The following is a 19,739-nucleotide window of genomic DNA, read 5'->3' as shown; positions in this document are numbered from 1 at the left end:
CGGCTGTTATTGGTTTTATTATACTACATCTTCTCCACATCCGTAAAGGAAGGAAGGCATCTGTTCATGGTTTCTTCATGAATACAGCTGCACTTTGCCTTTCCCACCAATTTTTCTCCCGCTTCTTTCAAACTGACGCTTACGCAAAAGCGGAACAACAAAAGTTTCTCATCTGTTGGGCAGGGAAATCTTGATTCCTCGCTTGTTTTTTCCCAGGAAAATGCTACAATATTCTCAATATCGGATTCTTGATTGTACCGACAGCAAAGAAAGGAGTTGACCTGCCTGATGAAAAACCATATCCAACTGCTTTGGAGCGACCGCAAGCGGATTTTGGGTATGCCCATCAGCTTTACAAAATATTCCCTCAGCGAAGATCGGTTGTTTTTGGAAACCGGCCTGCTCAACACCCGCCAGGAGGAAGTCATCCTTTACCGGGTTCGGGATTTGAGCCTGTCCATTTCCTTGTTCCAGCGGATTTTCGGCGTAGGTACTGTCACTGTACATTCCTCTGATAAATCCATCCCCCATTTGGAAATGAAAAACATCAGGAGGCCCATGGATGTGAAGGAGCTGCTCCACAAACAGGTGGAGGAGATGAAAATCGCCCGGCGGATGCGTGTGGGCGAAGTTCTTCACGATGATAACGATTCTGGGGATGATGACGATGACGAGCTCTTTGATGATGGCTGCACCAAGTAAGCATCAAGCTTGACAAAATGATTTTTCATCCTTTATACTGAAATCAGTCAAGGTAGTGTCTGTTTTGCTGTTGTTCTGCGCAGAAGCGACAGTGCTGATAAAATTACGGGAGGGATTCGCTTTCTTCCCTTTATTACAGCGCCTGCTTTTGTTCCTGGGAACCCAGCCGCAGCTCTGCCGCAAAGTTTTTCCGGCGCGGCTCTTGCCGCGCCTTTTTCTTTTTGGGCACCGATAGTAGAGCAGGAATAAAATCATTCTTCTCCCCTGTGAAACAGTGGGATATTTCCAAAACTAAAACATAAAGTATCCGGCAGCCTGATACCTTTTGGGAACGGATGTGATTTTTAAACTTCTTTTATACTGCTCTCGGGCACAGAAAATGCCGAAAACTGAAAAGGCTTAAAAGAGCGGCCTTTACGCCGGTATACTTTTTCTTCCGGTAAGTTTTTCCATGACAATAAAAATTCACCTCTTTTTATCCCCAAAATCGTTGCCGTCCCTTTGTTCAGAAACACCGTTCAAAGGCGCTTTTTACCTTTGTTTCCGGCCTTTTAACCAAAACTAACTGATTTTATCAGTAATTTACATTTTGTTCATATTTTGTCTCTCTTATGGCCATATTTCAACGGTACCATCCATAACGTTGACTTCGTCAGTTAAATGGATTTGACCGTAAACATAAAGACCGTAGCAAAGCTACAGAAAGGGACCGATATGAACAAGCTTTTCACCCCCGTGACCCTGGGCAATGTAACCCTGAAAAACCCCATCGTTTTCGCCCCCACCTCCGTTGGCCGGGAGGGACTGGATTTCTATGAGAAGATCGCCCAGGGCGGCACTTCCCTGATCGTACTGCCTGATGTGTCGGTTGTTCCCTCCATGCTGGGAGCTCCTTCCCTGGATTCCATGAAGTTCGCTGATTATTTCCGCAAGGTGCTGGAGATCTGCCACCGTTATGGCTGCAAGGTTGCCGTTCAGCTGTTCCATCCTGAATATGATGTAGCCTATATCGGCAGCCTGTACCGGCAGCGGGATAAAATCTCCGGCGATGAGGTCCATCGTCTGCTGGCGGAAAACATGATGACCTATGCCGACAATCTCACCACCCAACAGGCGGACGAGATCATTGAGAAGTTTGTTACCGCCGCCCGCAACGCTCAGGAAATCGGCCTGGACATGATCCAGATCCATGGCGACCGGCTGGTGGGCAGCTTCTCTTCCGCTCTGTTCAACCACCGCACCGACAAGTACGCCCCTCATACTGCTTACGCTGAGGCACTGGTCAAGGCTGTCCGGGCTGCTGTGCCGGAAATGACCCTGGATTACAAACTGACCATCCGTACCGAAAGCCCCCGTCTGGGCCGCGGCGGCGCACTCCTGGAGGAGGTACCGGAATTTGTCCGGGTGCTGGAGGCTGCCGGTGTGGACAGCTTCCATGTGGCCATCGCCAATCACTCCAATATCCGGGACACCATCCCCGCCTTCAATCATCCTGATCTCAAGGGCGAAGGCTGCTTCAATCATCTGGGCCGGGCTGTGCTCAGCTGCGCCACCAAACCGGTTTGCATCGTGGGCAAGCTTCAGCACGCCGACGCGATGGAAAAGCTGCTGGAAGAGGGCTTTGCCTGTGTGGGAATGTCCCGCCAGCTGGTGGCCGATCCCTACTGGCCGCTGAAAGTTTCCGAAGGCCGGGAAAATGAGATCCTCTACTGCACCTATTGCAACGCCAAATGTGTGGCGTCCATTATGACCGGGCAGCCTGTCAGCTGCGTTCAGTGGGGCCGCGCCCCCAAAGAATCTTCCAAGGAGGAGAAATAATCATGAAAAAGGAACTGATTTCCATCGCTCTTGTCCTGGCGCTGACCGTTACCGGCTGCGCCTCTGCCGCGCCTTCCTCCAGCAGTCAGAGTGAAAGCGCCTCTGCTTCCCAGTCCGCTTCCGCTTCTGTCTCCGATTCCGCCGAGGCGGTGTCCTCCGCTACCACTTCAGAGGGCGGCAGCTCTTCCTCTGAGGCCGCTGAAACCCCTGATGCCGTTTCTTCTGCCTCTTTGACTTTCTATGAGGACAGCTCTCTGACCGGTGAGGAGCTGCGGCAGGCCATTCGGGACGCCGAGGGCTCCTGCTCTGTGGCCACTGTCAATGATGACGGTACTGTGAATCTGGCCAACTTTGTTCCCTATCCCGCCGGTGAGGATCATCTCTCCTTCACCTTCTCGGAAAATGTCACCAAAGCCAACCTGGCCGCCGGACGGGACGGTATGGTTTCCTATTACATCTACACCAAGGACGCTGCCGACAAAAATGAGCGGAACAAAGGCGCCCGCTTCCGCATCGCCCTGGAGACCGATCAAGCGGTCATTGACCAGCTGGTAGCGGAAAATCCTGAGATTCCCGTAGGCGCTACCTTCGTCCGGATTCTGGAGGTTCTGCCTCTGGGCTGATCATTTTGCCATACACATTCCTCGCTATATATGGACGACCCCAGGGGCTGGAGATCTGCTTCTCCGGCCCCTGGGGCATTTTTCTGAAAGGTTTGCGGTAAAGGCGACAGTGTCCGGAAGCGTACTGACAGCGGAGCGGAGGAAACTTTTTCAGTCGTCACCGCTGCAAAGAAGAAAGACAAGTCACTTCTCCCTATACGTTGGAGACTTTACTCCGGAGAGCGGTTCTCCCACTGTTCCTGTTCTCCATAAATCTACCCGGAAGACAAAACAATCAGCGGGCAAAAAGTTTAAAAAAGGAACCATCCCCCAATTTGAGGATGATTCCTTTTATCCATTTTTTCTGCGCCGTTAAAACACCTGGAAAAGGTAAAATTTCAGATAATCTGTTTCCGGCACATTCCACAAAATCGGATGGTCAGGGGATTGCTGCCGTCCTTCAATCTGCCGCAGCTGAACACATGCGTCTGCCGCAGCCTCATGGAGCATTTTGCGGAACAATTCATCAGTCATAAAATGAGAACAGGAGCAGGTGGCCAGATAGCCTCCTCTGGGCAGCAGCTTCATGGCCTTGAGGTTGATCTCCTTATATCCTCTGACCGCGTTTTTGACTGTGGCGTTGGACTTGGTGAAGGCAGGCGGGTCCAGAATGATAAAATCATAGTCGCAGCCTCCCTCCTGGGCGTACTGGGTCAGCAGCTCAAAAACATTGGCGGTCTGAAAAGACATATTGGTCAGCCCATTGCGCCGGGCGTTTTCTTCCGCCAGCGCGATAGCGTCGGGAGAGATATCCACCGCCCGCACATGAGCGGCCCCCGCCGCGGCGGCGTTCAGGGCAAATGCCCCGGTATGGGTAAAGCAGTCCAATACCTTTTTGCCCTTGCTCAGCCGGGCTACCGCCTGGCGGTTATATTTCTGGTCCAGGAAAAATCCGGTTTTCTGCCCTTCCACATAATCCACCTCATAGCGGATACCGTTTTCCACGATCTCCGTCTTTCCCGTCAGACCCGAGGTATCCACTCCCGGCAGAGGAAAGAAGCCCTTTCCCTCCTCTAATCCTTCCAGACGGCGGATGGCCACATCATTGCGCTCATAGATGCCGCTGATTTTTTCACCGCTCTCCGTCAGGATGCGGTACAGCATGGGAAACAACATCTCCTTGCGCCGTTCCATCCCGATGGACAGGGTCTGGGTCACCAGAATATCCCCAAAGCGGTCCACTGTCAGCCCGGGAAACAGATCCGCTTCCCCAAAAATCAGGCGGCAGCAGGAGAAGTCCTCCCCCATCACCGTGCGGCGATAATCTATGGCATGGCGCAGACGCCGCTCAAAAAAGGCTTCGTCAAAGCGGTCGTTGGCATTGTGAGAGATGAGCCGCACCCGGATCTTGGATTCCAGGCTCAGCAGCCCGGTGCCCAGATACCGGTTCTTTTTGCTTACCACATCCACCAGCCCGCCGTTTTCCGCCTCCCCGGAAGTCTCCAGGATCTCAGTATGATAGACCCAGGGATGGCCTCCCCGGATGCTTCTCTCCGCCTTTTCCGTGACGGTATAAACAGGATATTGCCGTTTGTTCATCCTTTTGTTCCTTTTCCTTTCCCGGCCGGTTATTCCCAGCCTTCAAAATCCACCAGATCGTTGGGGTCCACCCAGGGTTCTCCATCATCAGGGAGGGGCTCCTCCACCTCCATCCTGTCCGCCAGAGGAAGCAGCTGAGGCAGTATCCGGTCAAAATCCGGATGGGTATCCCGAAGCAGCTGGCTGTCCCCCGGCAGATTACCCCATACGGAAAATCTGCCATCCTCCTGGAGGGCCAGTTCCAGCTCCTCATAAATCTCATACCGGCCCAGATCAAAATCTTCCTTTTTTCCAAAGAGGAGCTGTGCCGCCTGTTTACGGCCATCTCCCCGAAAATAGTATCGCTCCATTCTGTCCTGCTCCTTTCCGCCTGCCCCAAACGTTTCAGTCCCTCCTGTTCCTCACATTACTGGTGAACAGGGCCTTCTGGACCCGGAGCCTGCAAACCTCCCCCGTCTGAAAAGCATTTCATACCAAAGGGACTTTTTGACAGCACCTATTGTAACACGCCCCAGGCAATGCCGCAAGAGTGCATCCTTCTTGACGGCTTTACCCCCACAGGTTATACTGGAAAAAAGGAGGAGTGGGCCAATGTCACAACAGTTGAGGATCGTTCATCATGCCGTTTTATACGCCTTAATCTGCCGGGCCGTCTGTGAGCATCTGGGGCGCGAGGAAGGGGAAGATCTGATGGAGCGGGCCACCTTCCGATATGGTTTCCGCCGGGGCCGCCGTATGGCCAAAAACGCTGAAACCCATAACGGTTCCAAAGATCTGGCGGGTTATTTTCTCTATGGGGAACTGAACAGCCGCCCTGGAGAGAACAGCTCTTCCCTGGAGTTTCAGCATGACAGTACCCTGTCCGCAGTGGAGCGCTGCGCCTGGGCAGATGCCTGGAAGCAGTATGGACTTTGGGAATATGGCAGAATCTATTGCCGTCAGGTGGATGCTGGCTTGTGCACCGGATATGGGGGCGGATTTTACCTGACAGTGGAGGAAACCATGGGCGCCGGAGATGACCGCTGCCTGTTTCGGTGGAGTGAAGGGCTGACGCCGGAGGAACAAACCTCCCTGGCACAGAAAAAGGCAGTGCTGGGCAACAGCGTACAGAAAAGCTACGCTTTCCACTGTAAAGAACTGCTGAATGTGGTCAGCGAAGTTCTGGATGCCGCAGGAGCTCCTAAAGAAGCGATCCTGTCTCAGGCCATGGGAGAATGGGCGGCCCTTTTCCCCGGATGTTCCCTGGAAGAATAAAAACAGAAAGAGAAAAGCAGTACAGATAAAAGGCGTCCGTTTCAGCATTTTCTGAAACGGACGCTTTTCTTTATAATGAGTAATGGGGCTTGTACCATCCTTCAAGTGAAGCCAAAGGCGTCATTGCCGAAAGCTCCTCCTGCTGTTGGGAAAAAGTTCCAGAAAGACATCTGCCCCCATTCTTCAAAGATTCCAGACACTGTGATTGGTGGAGGAAACACCCATAGCCCCTGATTGGAGAGCCAGCATGATATCCTCTTTGTCGGTGATCAGTCCCCCCGCGATCACAGGGATCTTGCAGTAATCCGTGATCTTGCGGATGATCTTGGGCATAGCGGCGGGGAGGATTTCGATCATATCCGCATTGCCTGTCTCAATGTATTTCCGGCAGTTCTCCATGGCGATGGAATCAATGAGAAAGAACCGCTGCACCGTCATCAGCCCCTGCTCCCGGGCAAACTTGACGATCACCGGCTTGGTGCTGATGATCCCGTCCGCTCTGGTGTTGCGGCGGATAAAGGTCACCGACACCTCCTTGCTGGCCAAACCGTCGATCAAGTCCACATGGACCATAACGATTTTTCCCGCATCCTTGAGCTTGGCTACCAGTTCCGCTACATTGCAGATGTTGCCATACAGCAAAAATACCATCCGGCACTCGGTATGGAGGGCCACTTCCAGCCCCTGGTCATCCTTGACAGCCGCAATGATGGGGGATTCCTCCAACAGCTGGGCCACCTGTTCTCTATGTTCCACCTGTGTTCACCGTCCGTTCCGCCGCCGGGAAGCGGCTATGGTTGATTTTCCCTAATCATAACAGCAAGCGCGTGGGATGTCAAACAAAATATCCCCTGACCTCAGGCAGTACCATCCCACCCTGGTCAGGGCAGGAAACTCTTTCTTCCCGCAAAGGACAGAAAAAAGTTCAGCTGCCTGGTTGTCTTTTTCCGTCGAAATATGGTAGAATAAAATAAATGTCCTCAGATTATCATACCATTCGCTTTTAAGCAACCACACCATCCTGAAAGCTGGATACAGATTTGATGCCAATCCTTTTCCCCATTCTGCATCGACTGAAAACCTGGATTATCAGAGCTTCATCCGGAGATTCAGAGCTGTTGGAAGTTTCTGGATCTGTGGGGATGTGTTTACGATCTTTTATTTCGGGAAAGGAGAACCCTGTACATGACCGGGCAGACCACCAAACAAACCTCCTCATCCTTCCCTGCAAAAGCCCGCAACTTCCTTCAGCGGGCGGGGACGCGGCTGCGCTTTCTTCGCTGGCGGGGACGCCGCCTTTGGAAGGTCCCCGGAGGATATCGGATCACACCCGCCTTGGCCGGCTCCATTATTTTTACACTGGCAAGCCTGACTGTCACCGCTGTCAGCTGGGCGCTGGTGCGGCTGCTTCCTAACCGGGAGCTGATGGACCGCCTGATTGCCGACCTGCCTCACAGCCTGCTGGAGATTTTGGGGCAGCTGCCGGAGCTGCTGCGGGAAAGTACCCCCACCACAGAAATGGTGACCGGTGCTTTGGTTTCCCAGGATGTTTATATCATCACCTATGCCTGCGGTGTTGTTACCGCTTTCTCCTTTCTGCTGCTGCTCATCGTCATTTGGCGGCGGATGTAAAAGCAAATTCTATCAGCAAAGGGACCTCTTCCATTGCCTGTTCAGGCAGTGGAGGGTCCCTTTTTCTATTGCGGCAGCAGGTCCATGTGGAGGAATGAACTTATCTCTTTTGTCAGGGACAGGCCGGAACATTCCTGCCTGAACCGTGAAGCCCTCAGTCCTCCAGCAGCAGACCCACCGGGCAATGATCGCTGCCCAGAACCTGGGTATAGATCAGACTGTCCCGCACCCTTGGCATCAGCTGCTCTGAGGTAAGAAAGTAGTCGATGCGCCATCCCGCGTTGTTGGCTCTGGCGTTGAACATATAGCTCCACCAGCTGTACACCCCTGTGACGTCGGGATACAGCCGGCGGAAAGTGTCGCAGAAACCACTGTCCAGCAGCTGGGTCATCTTATCCCGCTCCTCCTGTGTGAAACCGGCGTTGCGGGTATTGGTTTTGGGATTTTTCAGATCGATCTCCTGATGAGCGACGTTCATGTCACCGCAGACAATGACCGGCTTGCTTTTTTCCAGCTCCTTGAGATAAGCCCGGAAAGCGTCCTCCCAGGTCATCCGGTATTCCAGCCGGGCCAAATCCCGCTGTGAGTTGGGGGTATAAACCGTGACGAACCAGAAGTTTTCAAATTCCAGCGAGATGACCCGCCCCTCATGGTCATGTTCCTCAATTCCCAGTCCATACCGTACCGAAAGGGGCTCCTTTTTGGTAAAAACAGCTGTGCCGGAATAACCCTTCTTCTCAGCGCTGTTCCAGTATTCATAATATCCTTCCAGGGGCAGCTGAGCCTGTCCCTGCTGCATCTTGGTTTCCTGCAAAGCAAAAATATCCGCCTGCTCCTGGGTGAAGAAATCCATAAACCCCTTGCCCAGGCAGGCCCGCAGGCCATTGACGTTCCATGAGATCAGTTTCATCGCTGTTCTCTCCTTTCCTTGGACGGAAAAATATCTCTCCTTCCGCCATCAAAAGGGTACCATACACCGCCATAAAGCGCAAGGTACCGGGAGGAAGAAATTTTTTCTTTCCAGGCTCTTGACATTTCAGACTTTTATGGTAAAATCAAATCAGTAATCATTATTACTATTATTAATTAGATCTTGCGAGGAGGTCCAATGAAATATTCCAGGCAGAGGGAGCTGATCCTGCAAGCAGTTCAGCGGCACCCTGTACACCCCACCGCGGACATGGTTTATGAATCCGTCCGGATGGCGGAGCCCAAAATCAGCCTGGGCACCGTGTACCGCAATCTGAATCTTCTGGCTGAAAACGGAACGCTGCAAAAGCTCAGTATGCCCCTGGGCGGAGACCGCTTTGACGGCCGCCTGGAGCCCCATTCCCACATTATCTGCATCAACTGCGGACAGGTTTGTGATGTGGAATCCACCGCTTTTTCCTCCGCCGACCATTCAGTGGAGGAGCAGACTGGATACATCGTCACCGGCAGAACAGTCGTCTACAGCGGCTTGTGTCCCAACTGCCGGAACCACAAAAAAACCGAGGGCTGAATGAAATTGTGCAAGCTGGCGCAAGCCATATCAATATCACAGATTATCAACAGAAAGAAGGACAATGACTATGGAGTTCAAAGGTTCCAAGACCGAAGCCAATCTGGCCGCCGCGTTCGCCGGTGAATCCCAGGCCCGCAATAAGTATACCTACTACGCCTCCAAAGCCAAAAAGGAAGGCTATGAGCAGATCGCTCAGCTGTTCACCGAAACCGCCAACAACGAAAAGGAGCACGCCAAGATCTGGTTCAAGCTGCTCCATGACGGTCAGGTTCCCGACACTGCCACCAACCTGAAGGACGCTGCTGCCGGTGAGAACTACGAGTGGACCGATATGTATGCCACTTTCGCCAAGGAAGCCCATGAGGAAGGCTTTGAGAAGATTGCCTATCTGTTTGAGGCAGTGGGCAAGATCGAGAAGCACCATGAGGAGCGTTACCTGGCCCTGCTGAAAAACGTGGAAGAGGCCTCTGTCTTTGCCAAGGGTGAGGAAGTGGGCTGGATCTGCCTGAACTGCGGCCACATTCATTTTGGCGCCAACGCTCCTGAGAAGTGTCCTGTCTGCGATCATCCCCAGGCTTATTTCTGCCTGAATGTGAAAAACTACTGATTTTTCCTCTCCGCCCATTGATGCAAAAAAGGCCGATGTCCTTGGACATCGGCCTTTTCTGCGGCATGAGCGCTCTCCATATCCCATAGGGTGAGAGCTATCAGAAAAAATCAGGGGAAGCACCCTGTCCTCCCGACCGGCATGGCCGGAAGGACAAGGAGAGAAGAAGTTATTTGACGTTGTTTTCCAGAATCTCCAGCTCTTCCATGAGCTTCTTGGGCAGACGGTCGCCCAGCTTGGCATAGAACTCCCGGATACCCGCGGCATCCTCTGCCCACAGCTTCTTATCCACTGTCAGCAGATTCGCCAGATCTTCCTTGGTCATATCCAGACCGGTCAGATCGATATCATCCACCTTGGGCAGATTGCCGATGGGGCTTTCCACGGCGTCGAATTTACCTTCGCACCGGCCCAGAATCCACATCAGCACACGCATATTGTCGCCGAAACCGGGCCAGAGGAAATGACCCTCTTCATCGGTACGGAACCAGTTGACATTATAGATGCGGGGAGCCTTGTCACCCAGCTTCTCCCCCATCTCCAGCCAGTGAGCAAAGTAATCGCCCATATTGTAGCCGCAGAAGGGCAGCATAGCCATGGGATCACGGCGGACAACACCAACAGCGCCGGAAGCGGCGGCAGTGGTCTCGGAAGCCATAGCGGAACCTACAAACACACCATGGGCCCAATCTCTGGATTCATACACCAGAGGAGCGGTCTTGGCACGACGGCCGCCAAAGATAATGGCGCTGATGGGCACGCCCTGAGGATTGTCAAACTCGGGGCTGATGCAGGGGCAATTCTTGGCGGGAGCGGTAAAGCGGCTGTTGGGATGAGCGCCCTTGGAGCCGTCGGTATAGTCCCACTTCTCGCCCTTCCAGTTGATGGCGTTGCGAGGCGGATTCTTATCCAGGCCCTCCCACCAAACAGTATTGTCATCCAGATTATGTACTACATTGGTAAAGATAGTACCCCTGCTGCAGCTGGCCAGGGCATTGGGGTTGGACTTGGCATTGGTGCCGGGAGCCACGCCGAAGAAGCCATACTCGGGATTGACCGCCCAAAGCCGTCCGTCGGGACCAATGCGCAGCCAGGCGATATCGTCGCCCACGCACCATACCTTATATCCGGCTTTGGCATAAATCTCCGGAGGAATGAGCATCGCCAGATTGGTCTTGCCGCAGGCAGAGGGGAAAGCGGCGGTGATATACTTGGTTTCTCCCTGGGGATTCTCGATGCCCAGGATCAGCATATGTTCGGCCATCCAGCCCTCGTTTTTGGCCTGGAAGGAAGCGATACGCAGTGCGAAGCATTTCTTGCCCAGCAGCACGTTGCCGCCGTAGCCGGAGTTGATGGACCAGATGGTGTTGTCCTCCGGGAACTGGCAGATGTACTTGTCTTTCTCGCTCAGGTCTTTCTTGGCATGGAGACCCTTAACAAAATCGGGGGAATCTCCCAGCTGCTCCATAGCCTTGGGACCCACCCGGGTCATGATGCACATATTGAGCACCACATAGATGGAGTCGGTCAGCTCAATGCCCACTTTTGCAAAAGGCGAACCGCTGTGGGCCATGGTGTAGGGGATGATGTACATGGTACGTCCCTTCATGGCTCCGTCATAAAGCTTGCCCAGAGTTTCGTAGGCTTCCTTGGGATCCATCCAGTTGTTGGTGGGACCTGCATCTTCCTTCTTGCGGGTGCAGATGAAGGTTCTGCCCTCTACCCGAGCGACATCGGTGGGGGCGGTGCGATGAAGATAGCAGCCGGGAAGCTTTTCCTCATTGAGCTTCTCCATCTCTCCGGTGGAACAAGCCTCGGCCCGAAGCTGCTCCAGCTGCTGATTGCTGCCATCGATCCAGATGACCTGATCAGGTTTGACCAGAGCCTTCATCTCTTCGATCCATCCCAGAACATACTTGTTGTTGGTCAGACTCATTTTGATATCCCCCTAAAGTATATTGTTGGTCCTATATTCCACAATCTCTCAGACTCTTTGCTTCATATAAACCCATTTCGGTGTTGCATTTTTTTGCAAAGGTAATCATAACAAAGTTGTTATGAAAACTATGCAAAAATCCGAAATCAAATCTATTATAGTCCATTTGCAACGAAAAATCTATAGTCAAACTATGCAAAAATGTTGAAAATATCTCCTTTTATTTTACGGCGGCGTTCGTTTTTTCTCTGAACTCCAGAAAAAACTTTCCATTGTCTCATGTGGCTGTTCCTGTTTTCTTTGTTCCTGACTTGGTCTTCCTCCATCAGGCAGTACCTGTTTTTGATTGAAAAAAAATCAGCACATCCGGGGCAGAAACAGCACTTGCGCCTGTTGTCATTATCCTCCACCAGCGGTCCTTTGCCAAAGACCATTGCCGCTGATTTCCATTCTTCTTGACATCCCTTTTCCCATGTGTTATGATTTCTATGTAGTTAGTTGCAGCTAATATGCTGCTTCTTTTTTGCTTTTAAGTTAGCATATGCTAATTTACGGAGGTGTATCCCCTTGCCGCCATCCTTTTCCTGCGTTTGCTATTTATTGACCATCTACCGTTTGACCCAGCATGACACGGCTGTACGCTCTGTGGATGTGGCCCGCTGTCTCAATGTCACACGGGCCAGTGTAGCCAAAATGCTCCGGGCATTGATTTCCCAAGGAATGGTGGAAAAGGAACCTTACGGCAGGATCCGTCTTACCTTCCAGGGACAGCGGCAATCGGAAAGCCTGTATCAGGAATTTCTTCTGCTGCAAAATTACCTTACCCAATGCCTTCATGTCCCCCAACCGGAAGCGGAGCAGGACGCTGTGCGCTGTTTGTATTGGCTCAGCCGCCAAACCCGAAGCTGTATGGCAGCCAGCGCCGCCTTTCTCCCTGGGAATCCTGCCTGATTTCAATTTCACGGGGATGACAGGCTCTCAGCAGCAATGACAGCACAGCGGTTGTTTTTCCCAATAAAAAGGGACTTGCCGGACCAAAAGATGAGATCTGATTCCTCTCTTTTTGGTCCAGGCAAGCCCCTTTTCTGTTTTTCAAAGCTTCCGGGAGAAAAGCAGCCTTTCCCGCTTTTCATCATTGACAAGTGGATACACAGCAGTCAATGGTCCCAGCCCCTTCCCCGCAGGCCATTCCTCACAGGCTCAGACGCCGTCAGGCAATGAGGCGCACCACGTTGCGGTCCAGCTGGAAGCTTTCATAATTGTAAAGGATGAGCACATCATCAAACTCCGTCTGCTCCAGCAGCTGGCTCATCGTCATGGGCAGCGCCCGCAGGTCCACCACATATACCTCATCGTAGCTCCAGGTGAGGAAGGGCGCCAAAGAGTTGCCATAGGAATCCTTGATCAGCAGCACCCGGCTGGTAACTCCATCCTGATGATTCTTGTTGTTCTCGCTTTTAATGACGGTCAAGCCGTTGTTGCCATAGAGAAAAGCGGCATATTTGTCCCGCTGGCTGAACTGGGATACATTGTACATCCCTTCCACCGGGATCTCCCCGCCGTCACTGGTGGGCAGGGTGTATTTGCCGTCAATGGTAACATCCGTGACCGGGAAATCATACCAATAGATGGTGTCCGGCTGAGCGTCAAAGTTCTTGGACTTGCTGAAATAAGTGCCGTAAAAATCCGGTACCGCCTGCTTCCAGGCTTCCATCTCCTCCAGGGAACCATAGGCCAGCCCACGGCTTTGAGCATAAGCTTCATAAGCGTACCAGGCGCCCAGAGTGGTCCAGTGGTGGTCCGTATGGTAATAGATCTCCTCCTGGCTGTGGCTTTCCATCACCGGCAGCAGCTCCAGTGTATTGAGATTTTCTCCCTGTACCTGCTGCTGGAGCTGGGGAATCAGGGATTTCTGATCGATATTGATGTTTTCCAGGCCAACCGGCAGCTTGTCCGTCAAAATAGCATAGGAATTGGGAATGACGCCAAAGGTAACATCCCCATCATAACCACTGATGAACTGATTGACATAGCTGACATTCCGGTCCACCTGCTGCTGGTCTGTCTGGGTGGTCTTGCCGAAGAGATAGTGCTCCTTGCCATAGGCAACGCCGTTGTTTTCAATTTTACCCAAGGCGCTTTCCGCCACAGATTTCAGGGTGATCCACTGATCCCGCAGCACAAACTGATCGTTGACAAACTCCTCATACTCCAGCGTGTACTCATTTTCCACCAGGCTCTTGAGGGAAAAATCCGGACGCTGTTTCAGGGTACGATTTTCCAGCTCGGAATATTGCCGGCGGGTGGTGAGCATATCGGCACAGAAAACCACCAGCATAAAGGCCACAAAAACCACTAAAAAGGGATAGCGGCGCAGTTTTTTTATTTTTTCTTTCATTGCGTTGAGCCTCCCTTTCTCAGAATCTGAAATACAGGAACGGGTTATAGGTGGCATCCACCAGATAGGCGATAGAAACCACCAGCACCACGCTCAAAAAGCTGTAGCGAATCCAGCGGTGGCCCGAGACCTTTTCTCCCAGCCACTCCAGCAGCGGAGTGGACAGCAGGATGCCCAGCACCAGCACCACAGCATAGTTGCGCAGATAATAGACCCAATCTCCTCCCGGCTGATAGACAAACATGGTATGGAAATACTGGCCCAGCAGAGAAAAATCGGTAATGGCGAACAGGGTCCAGCTGATCAGCAGCAGCGGCAGCAGGTAAATCCGGCTGAGAACGGGATGACGGTTGAGCCGGGGAAGCAGGAAGCTTTTTTCCAGCACCAGAAAAACGAAGAAGAACAAGCCCCACAGTACAAAGTTCCAGCTGGCTCCATGCCAGAATCCGGTACAGGCCCAAACCACCAGGATATTAAAGAAGTTGCGGGCCTTGCTGCACCGGTTGCCTCCCAGAGGGATGTACAGATATTCCCGGAACCAGGAGCCCAGGGTCATATGCCACCGGCGCCAGAACTCGGTGACGCTGCGGGAGATATAAGGATGATTGAAGTTCTGAGGGAATTCAAAGCCCAGCATCCGTCCCAGGCCGATAGCCATGAGAGAATAACCGGAAAAGTCAAAGTAGATCTGCAGAGAGAAGGCGAGAATGCCCATCCAGGCCAGAGGGGTGGAAATAGAGCCGTAGTTCATGGCCTCCACCTCGCTCCACAAAGCGCCGATGTTGTTGGCCAGCAGCACCTTCCGGCCCAGGCCCAGGATAAAGGTCTCCACGCCCCGCTGAATCTGCCCCAGGTCCATGGTGCGTTCCTTCAGTTCCCGGTTGATGTCGGTATACCGGACAATGGGACCGGCGATCAGCTGGGGGAACAGCACCACAAAGGCGGCAAAGTCAATGATGTTTTGCTCCGCTTCCACATCGCCGCGGTAGACGTCAATGGTATAGCTCATGGTCTGGAAGGTATAGAAGCTGATGCCCAGGGGGAGCGTCAGATGGAGCAGCGGGATGGAAGTGCCCGCCACGGCATTGATATTTTGAATAAAGAAGTCGGTATATTTGAAGAAGAACAGCATTCCCAGATTAAAAAAGACCGACATCAGCAGAAAGCCCTTACAGGCGGCCTTGTTTTGGCGGTGGAGGCGAATGCCTTTGGAGGCGATGTAATCCACCAGCACCGAGGCCACCATGATGGGAAAATATTTTACCTCGCCCCAGGAATAAAAGATGATGCTTTCAATAAAAAGCACCAGGTTCTTATACCGCCTGGGGGTGAGATAATAAACAATAAAGGCGATGGGCATGAACCGGAACAAAAACAGGATGCTGCTGAAAACCATGAACAATCCTCCGCTTGCTGTACTTTCCTGAGATTTTAAAAAATCCGAAATTCGATGTAAATTTCGTTAAAGCATATAAACCAAAAGGGAAATCATATTTACAACTCTTCCAAAGCCTCTGTCAGGGCAATGGTAGAAAGGGACTGTGCTCTTCCAGCACTCTCTTTTTCAGATGGCCAGCGTATCCCCAAAAAGGTCCGGAGAGAATTTTTCCCAAACAGTCTGTTCTGTATTATAGCAGAAAAAGCCTCCGCTGGAAAGTCCGGCAAAGAAAAAACCGCTTTTTTTACCAGGGAGAATTCTGAAAATTTTTCAAGCTTCTTCCGCTGTCCCCAGCCGCTCCACCAGCAGCTCCCGGAGTCTGGAGGGGTCCTCCCCCGTTCCGGTTACCGCCAGCACCGGTCCGCTGCCGGTGAGAAAAACGCTGCCCATGGTTGTCTCCCCCGGGAAAGCTTCCAGCAAAAATGACAGGCGATCCTCCAGGCTTTGTTCCGCCTTTTTCTCCTTCTCCTGCACAGGCGAAAGGAAAATCAAGGTATCGGGACACTCCTCCTTGGCGGAAACCACGCCCCAGCCATCGGAAAGCCATTCTGTTTTCAGCCCCAGCAGAGCGGCTGTCTGCTCCAAATCCAGATAAACCGGTTGAGAAATCTGCCACAGCCGGACAGCCTCCTGCTGTAAAGTATCCCCGGATGCATCTGAACTGGTCTGGGGAACCGTGCTCTCACCAGACTGGGTCGGAGGCTGCGAAGGCTCTGAAGCTCCACAGCCGGTCAGCAGCAAAACAGCCATCACCCATGGCAATATTTTTTTCATGATGCAAGCCCTCCCACGAGGACCACCGCTGGAAACACCTTTTAAGTTCATCCTTTTATCAGTGGTCCTTTTTTCCATTTTTACTGCATAAAAAAGCACTTTTTGAAAAATTTTCTCTCAAACTTGGGAATTGCTCCCTGGAAATCTCAAGCGCACGCTCAGGCCATCCTGAAGCTATTACCCCAAAAATCCAACAGTTCCCCTGGTCCGGTCCGCTTTTTCCCGCATATCCCCGTTTCTTTTATTCTATGCGCTTTTAGGGCAGCTAATCCTTTTTCCGCCCTTATTCAGCAGCTGCCTTCCTCTCTTGTGAGAAAAGAGGTTTTATGCTAAGATTAATAACGTTTTGAGAAACTGTTTTTCCGCTTCCGCCCCTCTTTTTCTCGGGATAGAAGAAACTATCCTGACCTTCTTTTCAAGTTCCAACACAGCGCTTTCCCATAGATCAAATAAAAGAAAGGACCTGACGACTTGGCTGCACAACCAATGAATGTATTGGAGCTGGGGAAAACCCCCGCTTCCACTGTTCTCAAACTCTCCTGGCCCACAATCCTGGAACAGATCGCCTTCACCGTTCTCAACTTCGCGGACACTGCCATGGTTGGGGTGCTGGGCGCCGCCTGTACCGCCGCCGTGGGCATCACCGCGCCGGTGCTGTGGCTGGTAAACGGCATCATCGCAGCGGTCAGCGTTGGCTTTTCCGTCCAGGTGGCCCAGGATGTAGGGGCCGGAGACCTGGACCGGGCCTCCAGCGTTATCCGGCAGGCCTTTGTTTTTTCCGCCCTTTCAGGAGGAGCGCTGACGCTTATTTGCTTTTTGCTGACCCCGGTGCTTCCCGCCCTGATGGGAGCCGAAGACCAGGTACTGCCCCTGGCAGGGCAATATTTCGGCGTGGTGTGCTTTTCCTTTTTCTTCAACAGTCTGGAAACGGTGATGGCTGCCACACTGCGTTGTATGGGCAACACCCGCACCCCCATGACTGCCAACATCATCGCCATTGTACTCAACATCTTTCTCAACTGGCTGTTTATCTTCCCTCCCCTGACTGTGCAGATCGGCGGGAACAGCTTCACCATCCCCCGGGCTGGAATGGGACCAGCGGGCGCGGCCTTGGGAACTGTATTGTCCATCGGGGCGGCCACGGTGCTGGTCCTGCTTCCCCTGCTGCAGGGCAAAAGTGGGCTGAAGCTGAGCCTTGGAGGTAAATTTTCCTTTGATGGCCCAGTCCTGGTACGGGCAGCCTTTCTGGGTATCCCTGTGGCACTGGAGCGAATCACCATGTCTTTGGGACAGGTGGCTTATCTGCGGATTGTTTCCACCATGGGCACCACTGCCGTGGCGGCTCACCATCTGGCAGTACAGGCGGAAAGCCTTTCCTATCTGCCCTCCTTCGGTTTTTCAGTGGCGGCCACCACTTTGGTGGGACAGTCCGTGGGTGCCTCTCAGCCGGAGAAGGGGCTGAATTTTGGCCGTATCGCCGCCAACATGGGCTTTGCCTGTATGAGTGTCACCGGCGTGCTGCTGTTTGTGCTGGCCGCGCCTATTATCTCCATTTTTACCCGGGACGCCGCCGTGATCGCTCTGGGCGCAAGCCTGCTGCGGGTGGTGGCATTCGCTCAGCCGGGTGAAGCCTGGGCCAATATCTATACCGGCGCTTTGAGAGGCGCAGGAGATTCCCGCTGGCCTTTCTATATCAATCTGGTAGGCGTCTGGGGAATCCGGGTGCTGCTGGCGGTGATTTTTGTCTTCGGCTTCGGTCTGGGTCTCCAGTGGGTATGGGTGGCTATGTTCGCGGATCTGACCTTCCGGGGCATTGTCTGCCGCCGCCGCTTCCTGCGCCAGAACTGGTATCATTAAAATCTTATCTTTGGTACACAGAATGCCTGGGAAATTTTTCAGCGCCGTATCCTGACAGCATACCTTGCTTGCTGAACATCCCCTGAGAAGTGGATCAGCATGGGCATGGAAAATGAAAGAATGAACTGTTTTTTGTCCTTTCATCCTTTCCCCAGGCTCAAAACAGCTGTCTTACTTTTTGTCTGTGAAGCACCATTGTCCGCCGCTCACCAAAGATATTCCAAGTGAAATGAGGTCCTTTCCATGTCTTCTTCCCGCCTTGACGCTTTAAAGGCCGCCTTTCCTCACACCATTCCGGTGCTCACCGGCTTTTCTTTTCTGGGGATGGCCTATGGCATCCTTATGACTGCCAAGGGGTATGGGTTTCCCTGGGCGGTGCTGATGAGCCTGCTGGCCTTCTGCGGCAGTATGCAGTATGCCGCTGTCACCCTCTTGACTTCCGCCTTCGATCCTCTGGCTGCGCTGGCCCTCTCCCTGATGGTCAACGCCCGCCATCTTTTTTACGGCATCTCCATGCTGAGACGTTACCGGGGCACCGGAAAAATAAAACCCTTCCTCATCTTCGGCTTGTGTGATGAGACCTTTTCTATCCTGTGTTCCGCTCAGCCTCCTGAGGGTGTGGACCGGCAGTGGTTTTTCTTCTTTGTCACACTGCTGGATTATCTGTACTGGTCCGCGGCCACACTGGCAGGCTGTGTGATCGGCTCCCTGGTCACCTTCAATACAAACGGGCTGGATTTTGTCCTCACCGCCCTGTTTGTGGTGATTTTTCTGGGGCAGTGGGAACAGCGGCGCAACCGAATCCCGGCTCTCGTCGGGGTGGGCTGTTCCATCCTGTGCCTGATGGTGTTCGGACCGGACAACTTTATTATCCCCGCCATGATCGTTATCCTGGCGGTACTGACACTGATGCGAAAACACCTGGAAGGAGAGGGGGGAGAATCATGTTGACCTCCACACAGATGATGCTGCTGATTGTGATGGTGGCCCTGGGCTCCGCCATCACCCGGTTTCTCCCTTTTCTGCTTTTTCCAGACGGACGGCCCACTCCCGCTTATATTCTCTATCTGGGAAAGGTTCTGCCCTATGCGGTCATCGGGCTGCTGGTGGTTTACTGCTTCAAAGGAGTGTCCATCACCGCTTCTCCCTACGGCCTGCCGGAAGCCGCAGCGGTTGGCGTGATTCTGCTTCTCCATTTGTGGAAGAAAAACACGCTGCTGAGCATTGGCGGCGGAACCGTGGTCTATATGCTGCTGATTCAAACGGTGTTCGTTTGACAAGTTGACAGCGACGGTTTCTCTTTTGACCAAGGGAGTTGCTGCCTGCTGAAAAATCAAAACCACCAGTTGAACTGGTGGTGTGCACCAGCCCTAAAAGGGCATATTACCGGCATACGTTTTCAGACGCACTGAACGTTACTTCCCTTGCACCCCTTGCCCTGCAGCCCGTAAACGGGCCGTCTCCGTTCCACGGAAGTTTTTCATGTGCGGCAATTTGCTCCTCATAGCCCGCTTCGCTCGATACTTGAAGCTGAAGCTTTTTTACGGGATGCCTCCACCGGCAGAGCCGGTGGTTTCCATGGATAACAAAATGCGTGCAGATGGAATCTTTCCACCTG

General features: G+C 52.8%; 19 protein-coding genes. 11 read left to right on the top strand and 8 right to left on the bottom strand.

Annotation, left to right across the window (positions count from 1 at the left end):
* The first annotated feature begins 288 nt into the window (after positions 1-288).
* The 3 genes from BQ5383_RS12055 to BQ5383_RS12045 all read left to right on the top strand — a co-directional run bounded on the left by BQ5383_RS12055 (position 289) and on the right by BQ5383_RS12045 (position 3,143).
* On the top strand, positions 289-702 hold the full coding sequence (locus BQ5383_RS12055; RefSeq protein ID WP_071432317.1) for a PH domain-containing protein: 414 nt from the start codon (positions 289-291) through the stop codon (positions 700-702).
* 714 nt (positions 703-1,416) lie between these two features.
* Entirely contained in the window at positions 1,417-2,520 is a 1,104-nt protein-coding gene (locus tag BQ5383_RS12050) for an oxidoreductase (RefSeq protein WP_071432315.1), read from the top strand.
* A gap of 2 nt (positions 2,521-2,522) precedes the next feature.
* Positions 2,523-3,143, top strand: a complete 621-nt coding sequence (locus BQ5383_RS12045) for a hypothetical protein (RefSeq protein ID WP_071432313.1) — start codon at positions 2,523-2,525, stop codon at positions 3,141-3,143.
* A gap of 351 nt (positions 3,144-3,494) precedes the next feature.
* Here the strand turns inward: BQ5383_RS12045 and BQ5383_RS12040 are convergent, their stop codons facing one another.
* Complete coding sequence (locus BQ5383_RS12040; protein WP_071432311.1) at positions 3,495-4,721, bottom strand: class I SAM-dependent rRNA methyltransferase; 1,227 nt, start codon at positions 4,719-4,721, stop codon at positions 3,495-3,497.
* A 29-nt stretch (positions 4,722-4,750) separates the two neighbouring features.
* Positions 4,751-5,071: a hypothetical protein gene (locus tag BQ5383_RS12035; protein ID WP_071432309.1), complete on the bottom strand. Its 321-nt coding sequence runs from the start codon at positions 5,069-5,071 to the stop codon at positions 4,751-4,753.
* Between the two features lie 241 nt (positions 5,072-5,312).
* Here BQ5383_RS12035 and BQ5383_RS12030 point away from each other — a divergent pair, with 241 nt between their 5' ends.
* Positions 5,313-5,975, top strand: coding sequence for an L-2-amino-thiazoline-4-carboxylic acid hydrolase (locus BQ5383_RS12030; protein ID WP_071432306.1), 663 nt, complete (start codon positions 5,313-5,315; stop codon positions 5,973-5,975).
* A 183-nt stretch (positions 5,976-6,158) separates the two neighbouring features.
* Here BQ5383_RS12030 and BQ5383_RS12025 read toward each other — a convergent pair whose 3' ends face one another.
* A complete protein-coding gene (locus BQ5383_RS12025) occupies positions 6,159-6,731 on the bottom strand; it encodes a glycerol-3-phosphate responsive antiterminator (RefSeq protein WP_071432305.1) in 573 nt (190 codons plus the stop codon).
* A gap of 429 nt (positions 6,732-7,160) precedes the next feature.
* Between BQ5383_RS12025 and BQ5383_RS12015 the strand changes: the two genes are divergently transcribed.
* Positions 7,161-7,607: a hypothetical protein gene (locus BQ5383_RS12015; protein ID WP_071432300.1), complete on the top strand. Its 447-nt coding sequence runs from the start codon at positions 7,161-7,163 to the stop codon at positions 7,605-7,607.
* 154 nt (positions 7,608-7,761) lie between these two features.
* On the opposite strand, the gene BQ5383_RS12010 is transcribed toward BQ5383_RS12015, so the two are convergent.
* Positions 7,762-8,517 carry an exodeoxyribonuclease III gene (locus BQ5383_RS12010; RefSeq protein ID WP_071432298.1) on the bottom strand — a complete coding sequence of 252 codons (756 nt, stop codon included), beginning with the start codon at positions 8,515-8,517 and terminating at the stop codon, positions 7,762-7,764.
* 198 nt (positions 8,518-8,715) lie between these two features.
* Here BQ5383_RS12010 and BQ5383_RS12005 point away from each other — a divergent pair, with 198 nt between their 5' ends.
* Together BQ5383_RS12005 and rbr are read left to right on the top strand one after the other, a co-directional pair.
* Positions 8,716-9,108 carry a Fur family transcriptional regulator gene (locus tag BQ5383_RS12005; protein ID WP_071432297.1) on the top strand — a complete coding sequence of 131 codons (393 nt, stop codon included), beginning with the start codon at positions 8,716-8,718 and terminating at the stop codon, positions 9,106-9,108.
* A gap of 70 nt (positions 9,109-9,178) precedes the next feature.
* Positions 9,179-9,718 carry a rubrerythrin gene (rbr, locus tag BQ5383_RS12000; protein WP_071432295.1) on the top strand — a complete coding sequence of 180 codons (540 nt, stop codon included), beginning with the start codon at positions 9,179-9,181 and terminating at the stop codon, positions 9,716-9,718.
* Positions 9,719-9,887: 169 nt separating this feature from the next.
* Here rbr and BQ5383_RS11995 read toward each other — a convergent pair whose 3' ends face one another.
* A complete protein-coding gene (locus tag BQ5383_RS11995) occupies positions 9,888-11,654 on the bottom strand; it encodes a phosphoenolpyruvate carboxykinase (GTP) (protein ID WP_207646814.1) in 1,767 nt (588 codons plus the stop codon).
* A gap of 567 nt (positions 11,655-12,221) precedes the next feature.
* Here BQ5383_RS11995 and BQ5383_RS11985 point away from each other — a divergent pair.
* Positions 12,222-12,605: a metal-dependent transcriptional regulator gene (locus BQ5383_RS11985; protein ID WP_071432292.1), complete on the top strand. Its 384-nt coding sequence runs from the start codon at positions 12,222-12,224 to the stop codon at positions 12,603-12,605.
* 259 nt (positions 12,606-12,864) lie between these two features.
* Here the strand turns inward: BQ5383_RS11985 and BQ5383_RS11980 are convergent, their stop codons facing one another.
* The 3 genes from BQ5383_RS11980 to BQ5383_RS11970 all read right to left on the bottom strand — a co-directional run bounded on the left by BQ5383_RS11980 (position 12,865) and on the right by BQ5383_RS11970 (position 16,264).
* Positions 12,865-14,052 (bottom strand): DHHW family protein, encoded by a 1,188-nt coding sequence (locus BQ5383_RS11980; protein WP_071432290.1) that lies wholly within the window; start codon positions 14,050-14,052, stop codon positions 12,865-12,867.
* A gap of 19 nt (positions 14,053-14,071) precedes the next feature.
* A complete protein-coding gene (locus BQ5383_RS11975; RefSeq protein WP_071432288.1) occupies positions 14,072-15,448 on the bottom strand; it encodes an MBOAT family O-acyltransferase in 1,377 nt (458 codons plus the stop codon).
* A gap of 312 nt (positions 15,449-15,760) precedes the next feature.
* Positions 15,761-16,264, bottom strand: coding sequence for a putative periplasmic lipoprotein (locus tag BQ5383_RS11970; protein ID WP_071432286.1), 504 nt, complete (start codon positions 16,262-16,264; stop codon positions 15,761-15,763).
* 471 nt (positions 16,265-16,735) lie between these two features.
* On the opposite strand from BQ5383_RS11970, the gene BQ5383_RS11965 reads away from it, so the two are divergent.
* The 3 genes from BQ5383_RS11965 to BQ5383_RS11955 all read left to right on the top strand — a co-directional run bounded on the left by BQ5383_RS11965 (position 16,736) and on the right by BQ5383_RS11955 (position 19,398).
* Positions 16,736-18,121: an MATE family efflux transporter gene (locus tag BQ5383_RS11965; protein ID WP_139193417.1), complete on the top strand. Its 1,386-nt coding sequence runs from the start codon at positions 16,736-16,738 to the stop codon at positions 18,119-18,121.
* A 243-nt stretch (positions 18,122-18,364) separates the two neighbouring features.
* Complete coding sequence (locus BQ5383_RS11960) at positions 18,365-19,072, top strand: AzlC family ABC transporter permease (protein ID WP_071432281.1); 708 nt, start codon at positions 18,365-18,367, stop codon at positions 19,070-19,072.
* Positions 19,063-19,398 (top strand): branched-chain amino acid transporter permease, encoded by a 336-nt coding sequence (locus tag BQ5383_RS11955; RefSeq protein WP_071435056.1) that lies wholly within the window; start codon positions 19,063-19,065, stop codon positions 19,396-19,398. The genes BQ5383_RS11960 and BQ5383_RS11955 overlap by 10 nt, the downstream gene beginning before the upstream one ends.
* Positions 19,399-19,739: the final 341 nt, after the last annotated feature.

This window comes from Angelakisella massiliensis (assembly GCF_900104675.1).
GTDB classification, from domain to species: domain Bacteria; phylum Bacillota; class Clostridia; order Oscillospirales; family Ruminococcaceae; genus Angelakisella; species Angelakisella massiliensis.
The sequence above is the reverse complement of the archived record's forward strand: the minus strand, read 5'-3'. Positions and strand labels throughout refer to the sequence as shown.

Coding starts and splice junctions, on each gene's coding strand:
- BQ5383_RS11970 (WP_071432286.1), bottom strand. CDS start 16,264: ATGAAAAAAATATTGCCATGGGTGATGGCTGTTTTGCTGCTGACCGGC.
- BQ5383_RS12045 (WP_071432313.1), top strand. CDS start 2,523: ATGAAAAAGGAACTGATTTCCATCGCTCTTGTCCTGGCGCTGACCGTT.
- BQ5383_RS12035 (WP_071432309.1), bottom strand. CDS start 5,071: ATGGAGCGATACTATTTTCGGGGAGATGGCCGTAAACAGGCGGCACAG.
- BQ5383_RS12055 (WP_071432317.1), top strand. CDS start 289: ATGAAAAACCATATCCAACTGCTTTGGAGCGACCGCAAGCGGATTTTG.
- BQ5383_RS11975 (WP_071432288.1), bottom strand. CDS start 15,448: ATGGTTTTCAGCAGCATCCTGTTTTTGTTCCGGTTCATGCCCATCGCC.
- BQ5383_RS12030 (WP_071432306.1), top strand. CDS start 5,313: ATGTCACAACAGTTGAGGATCGTTCATCATGCCGTTTTATACGCCTTA.
- BQ5383_RS12040 (WP_071432311.1), bottom strand. CDS start 4,721: ATGAACAAACGGCAATATCCTGTTTATACCGTCACGGAAAAGGCGGAG.
- rbr (WP_071432295.1), top strand. CDS start 9,179: ATGGAGTTCAAAGGTTCCAAGACCGAAGCCAATCTGGCCGCCGCGTTC.
- BQ5383_RS12015 (WP_071432300.1), top strand. CDS start 7,161: ATGACCGGGCAGACCACCAAACAAACCTCCTCATCCTTCCCTGCAAAA.
- BQ5383_RS11995 (WP_207646814.1), bottom strand. CDS start 11,654: ATGAGTCTGACCAACAACAAGTATGTTCTGGGATGGATCGAAGAGATG.
- BQ5383_RS11980 (WP_071432290.1), bottom strand. CDS start 14,052: ATGAAAGAAAAAATAAAAAAACTGCGCCGCTATCCCTTTTTAGTGGTT.
- BQ5383_RS12050 (WP_071432315.1), top strand. CDS start 1,417: ATGAACAAGCTTTTCACCCCCGTGACCCTGGGCAATGTAACCCTGAAA.
- BQ5383_RS12005 (WP_071432297.1), top strand. CDS start 8,716: ATGAAATATTCCAGGCAGAGGGAGCTGATCCTGCAAGCAGTTCAGCGG.
- BQ5383_RS12010 (WP_071432298.1), bottom strand. CDS start 8,517: ATGAAACTGATCTCATGGAACGTCAATGGCCTGCGGGCCTGCCTGGGC.
- BQ5383_RS11960 (WP_071432281.1), top strand. CDS start 18,365: ATGTCTTCTTCCCGCCTTGACGCTTTAAAGGCCGCCTTTCCTCACACC.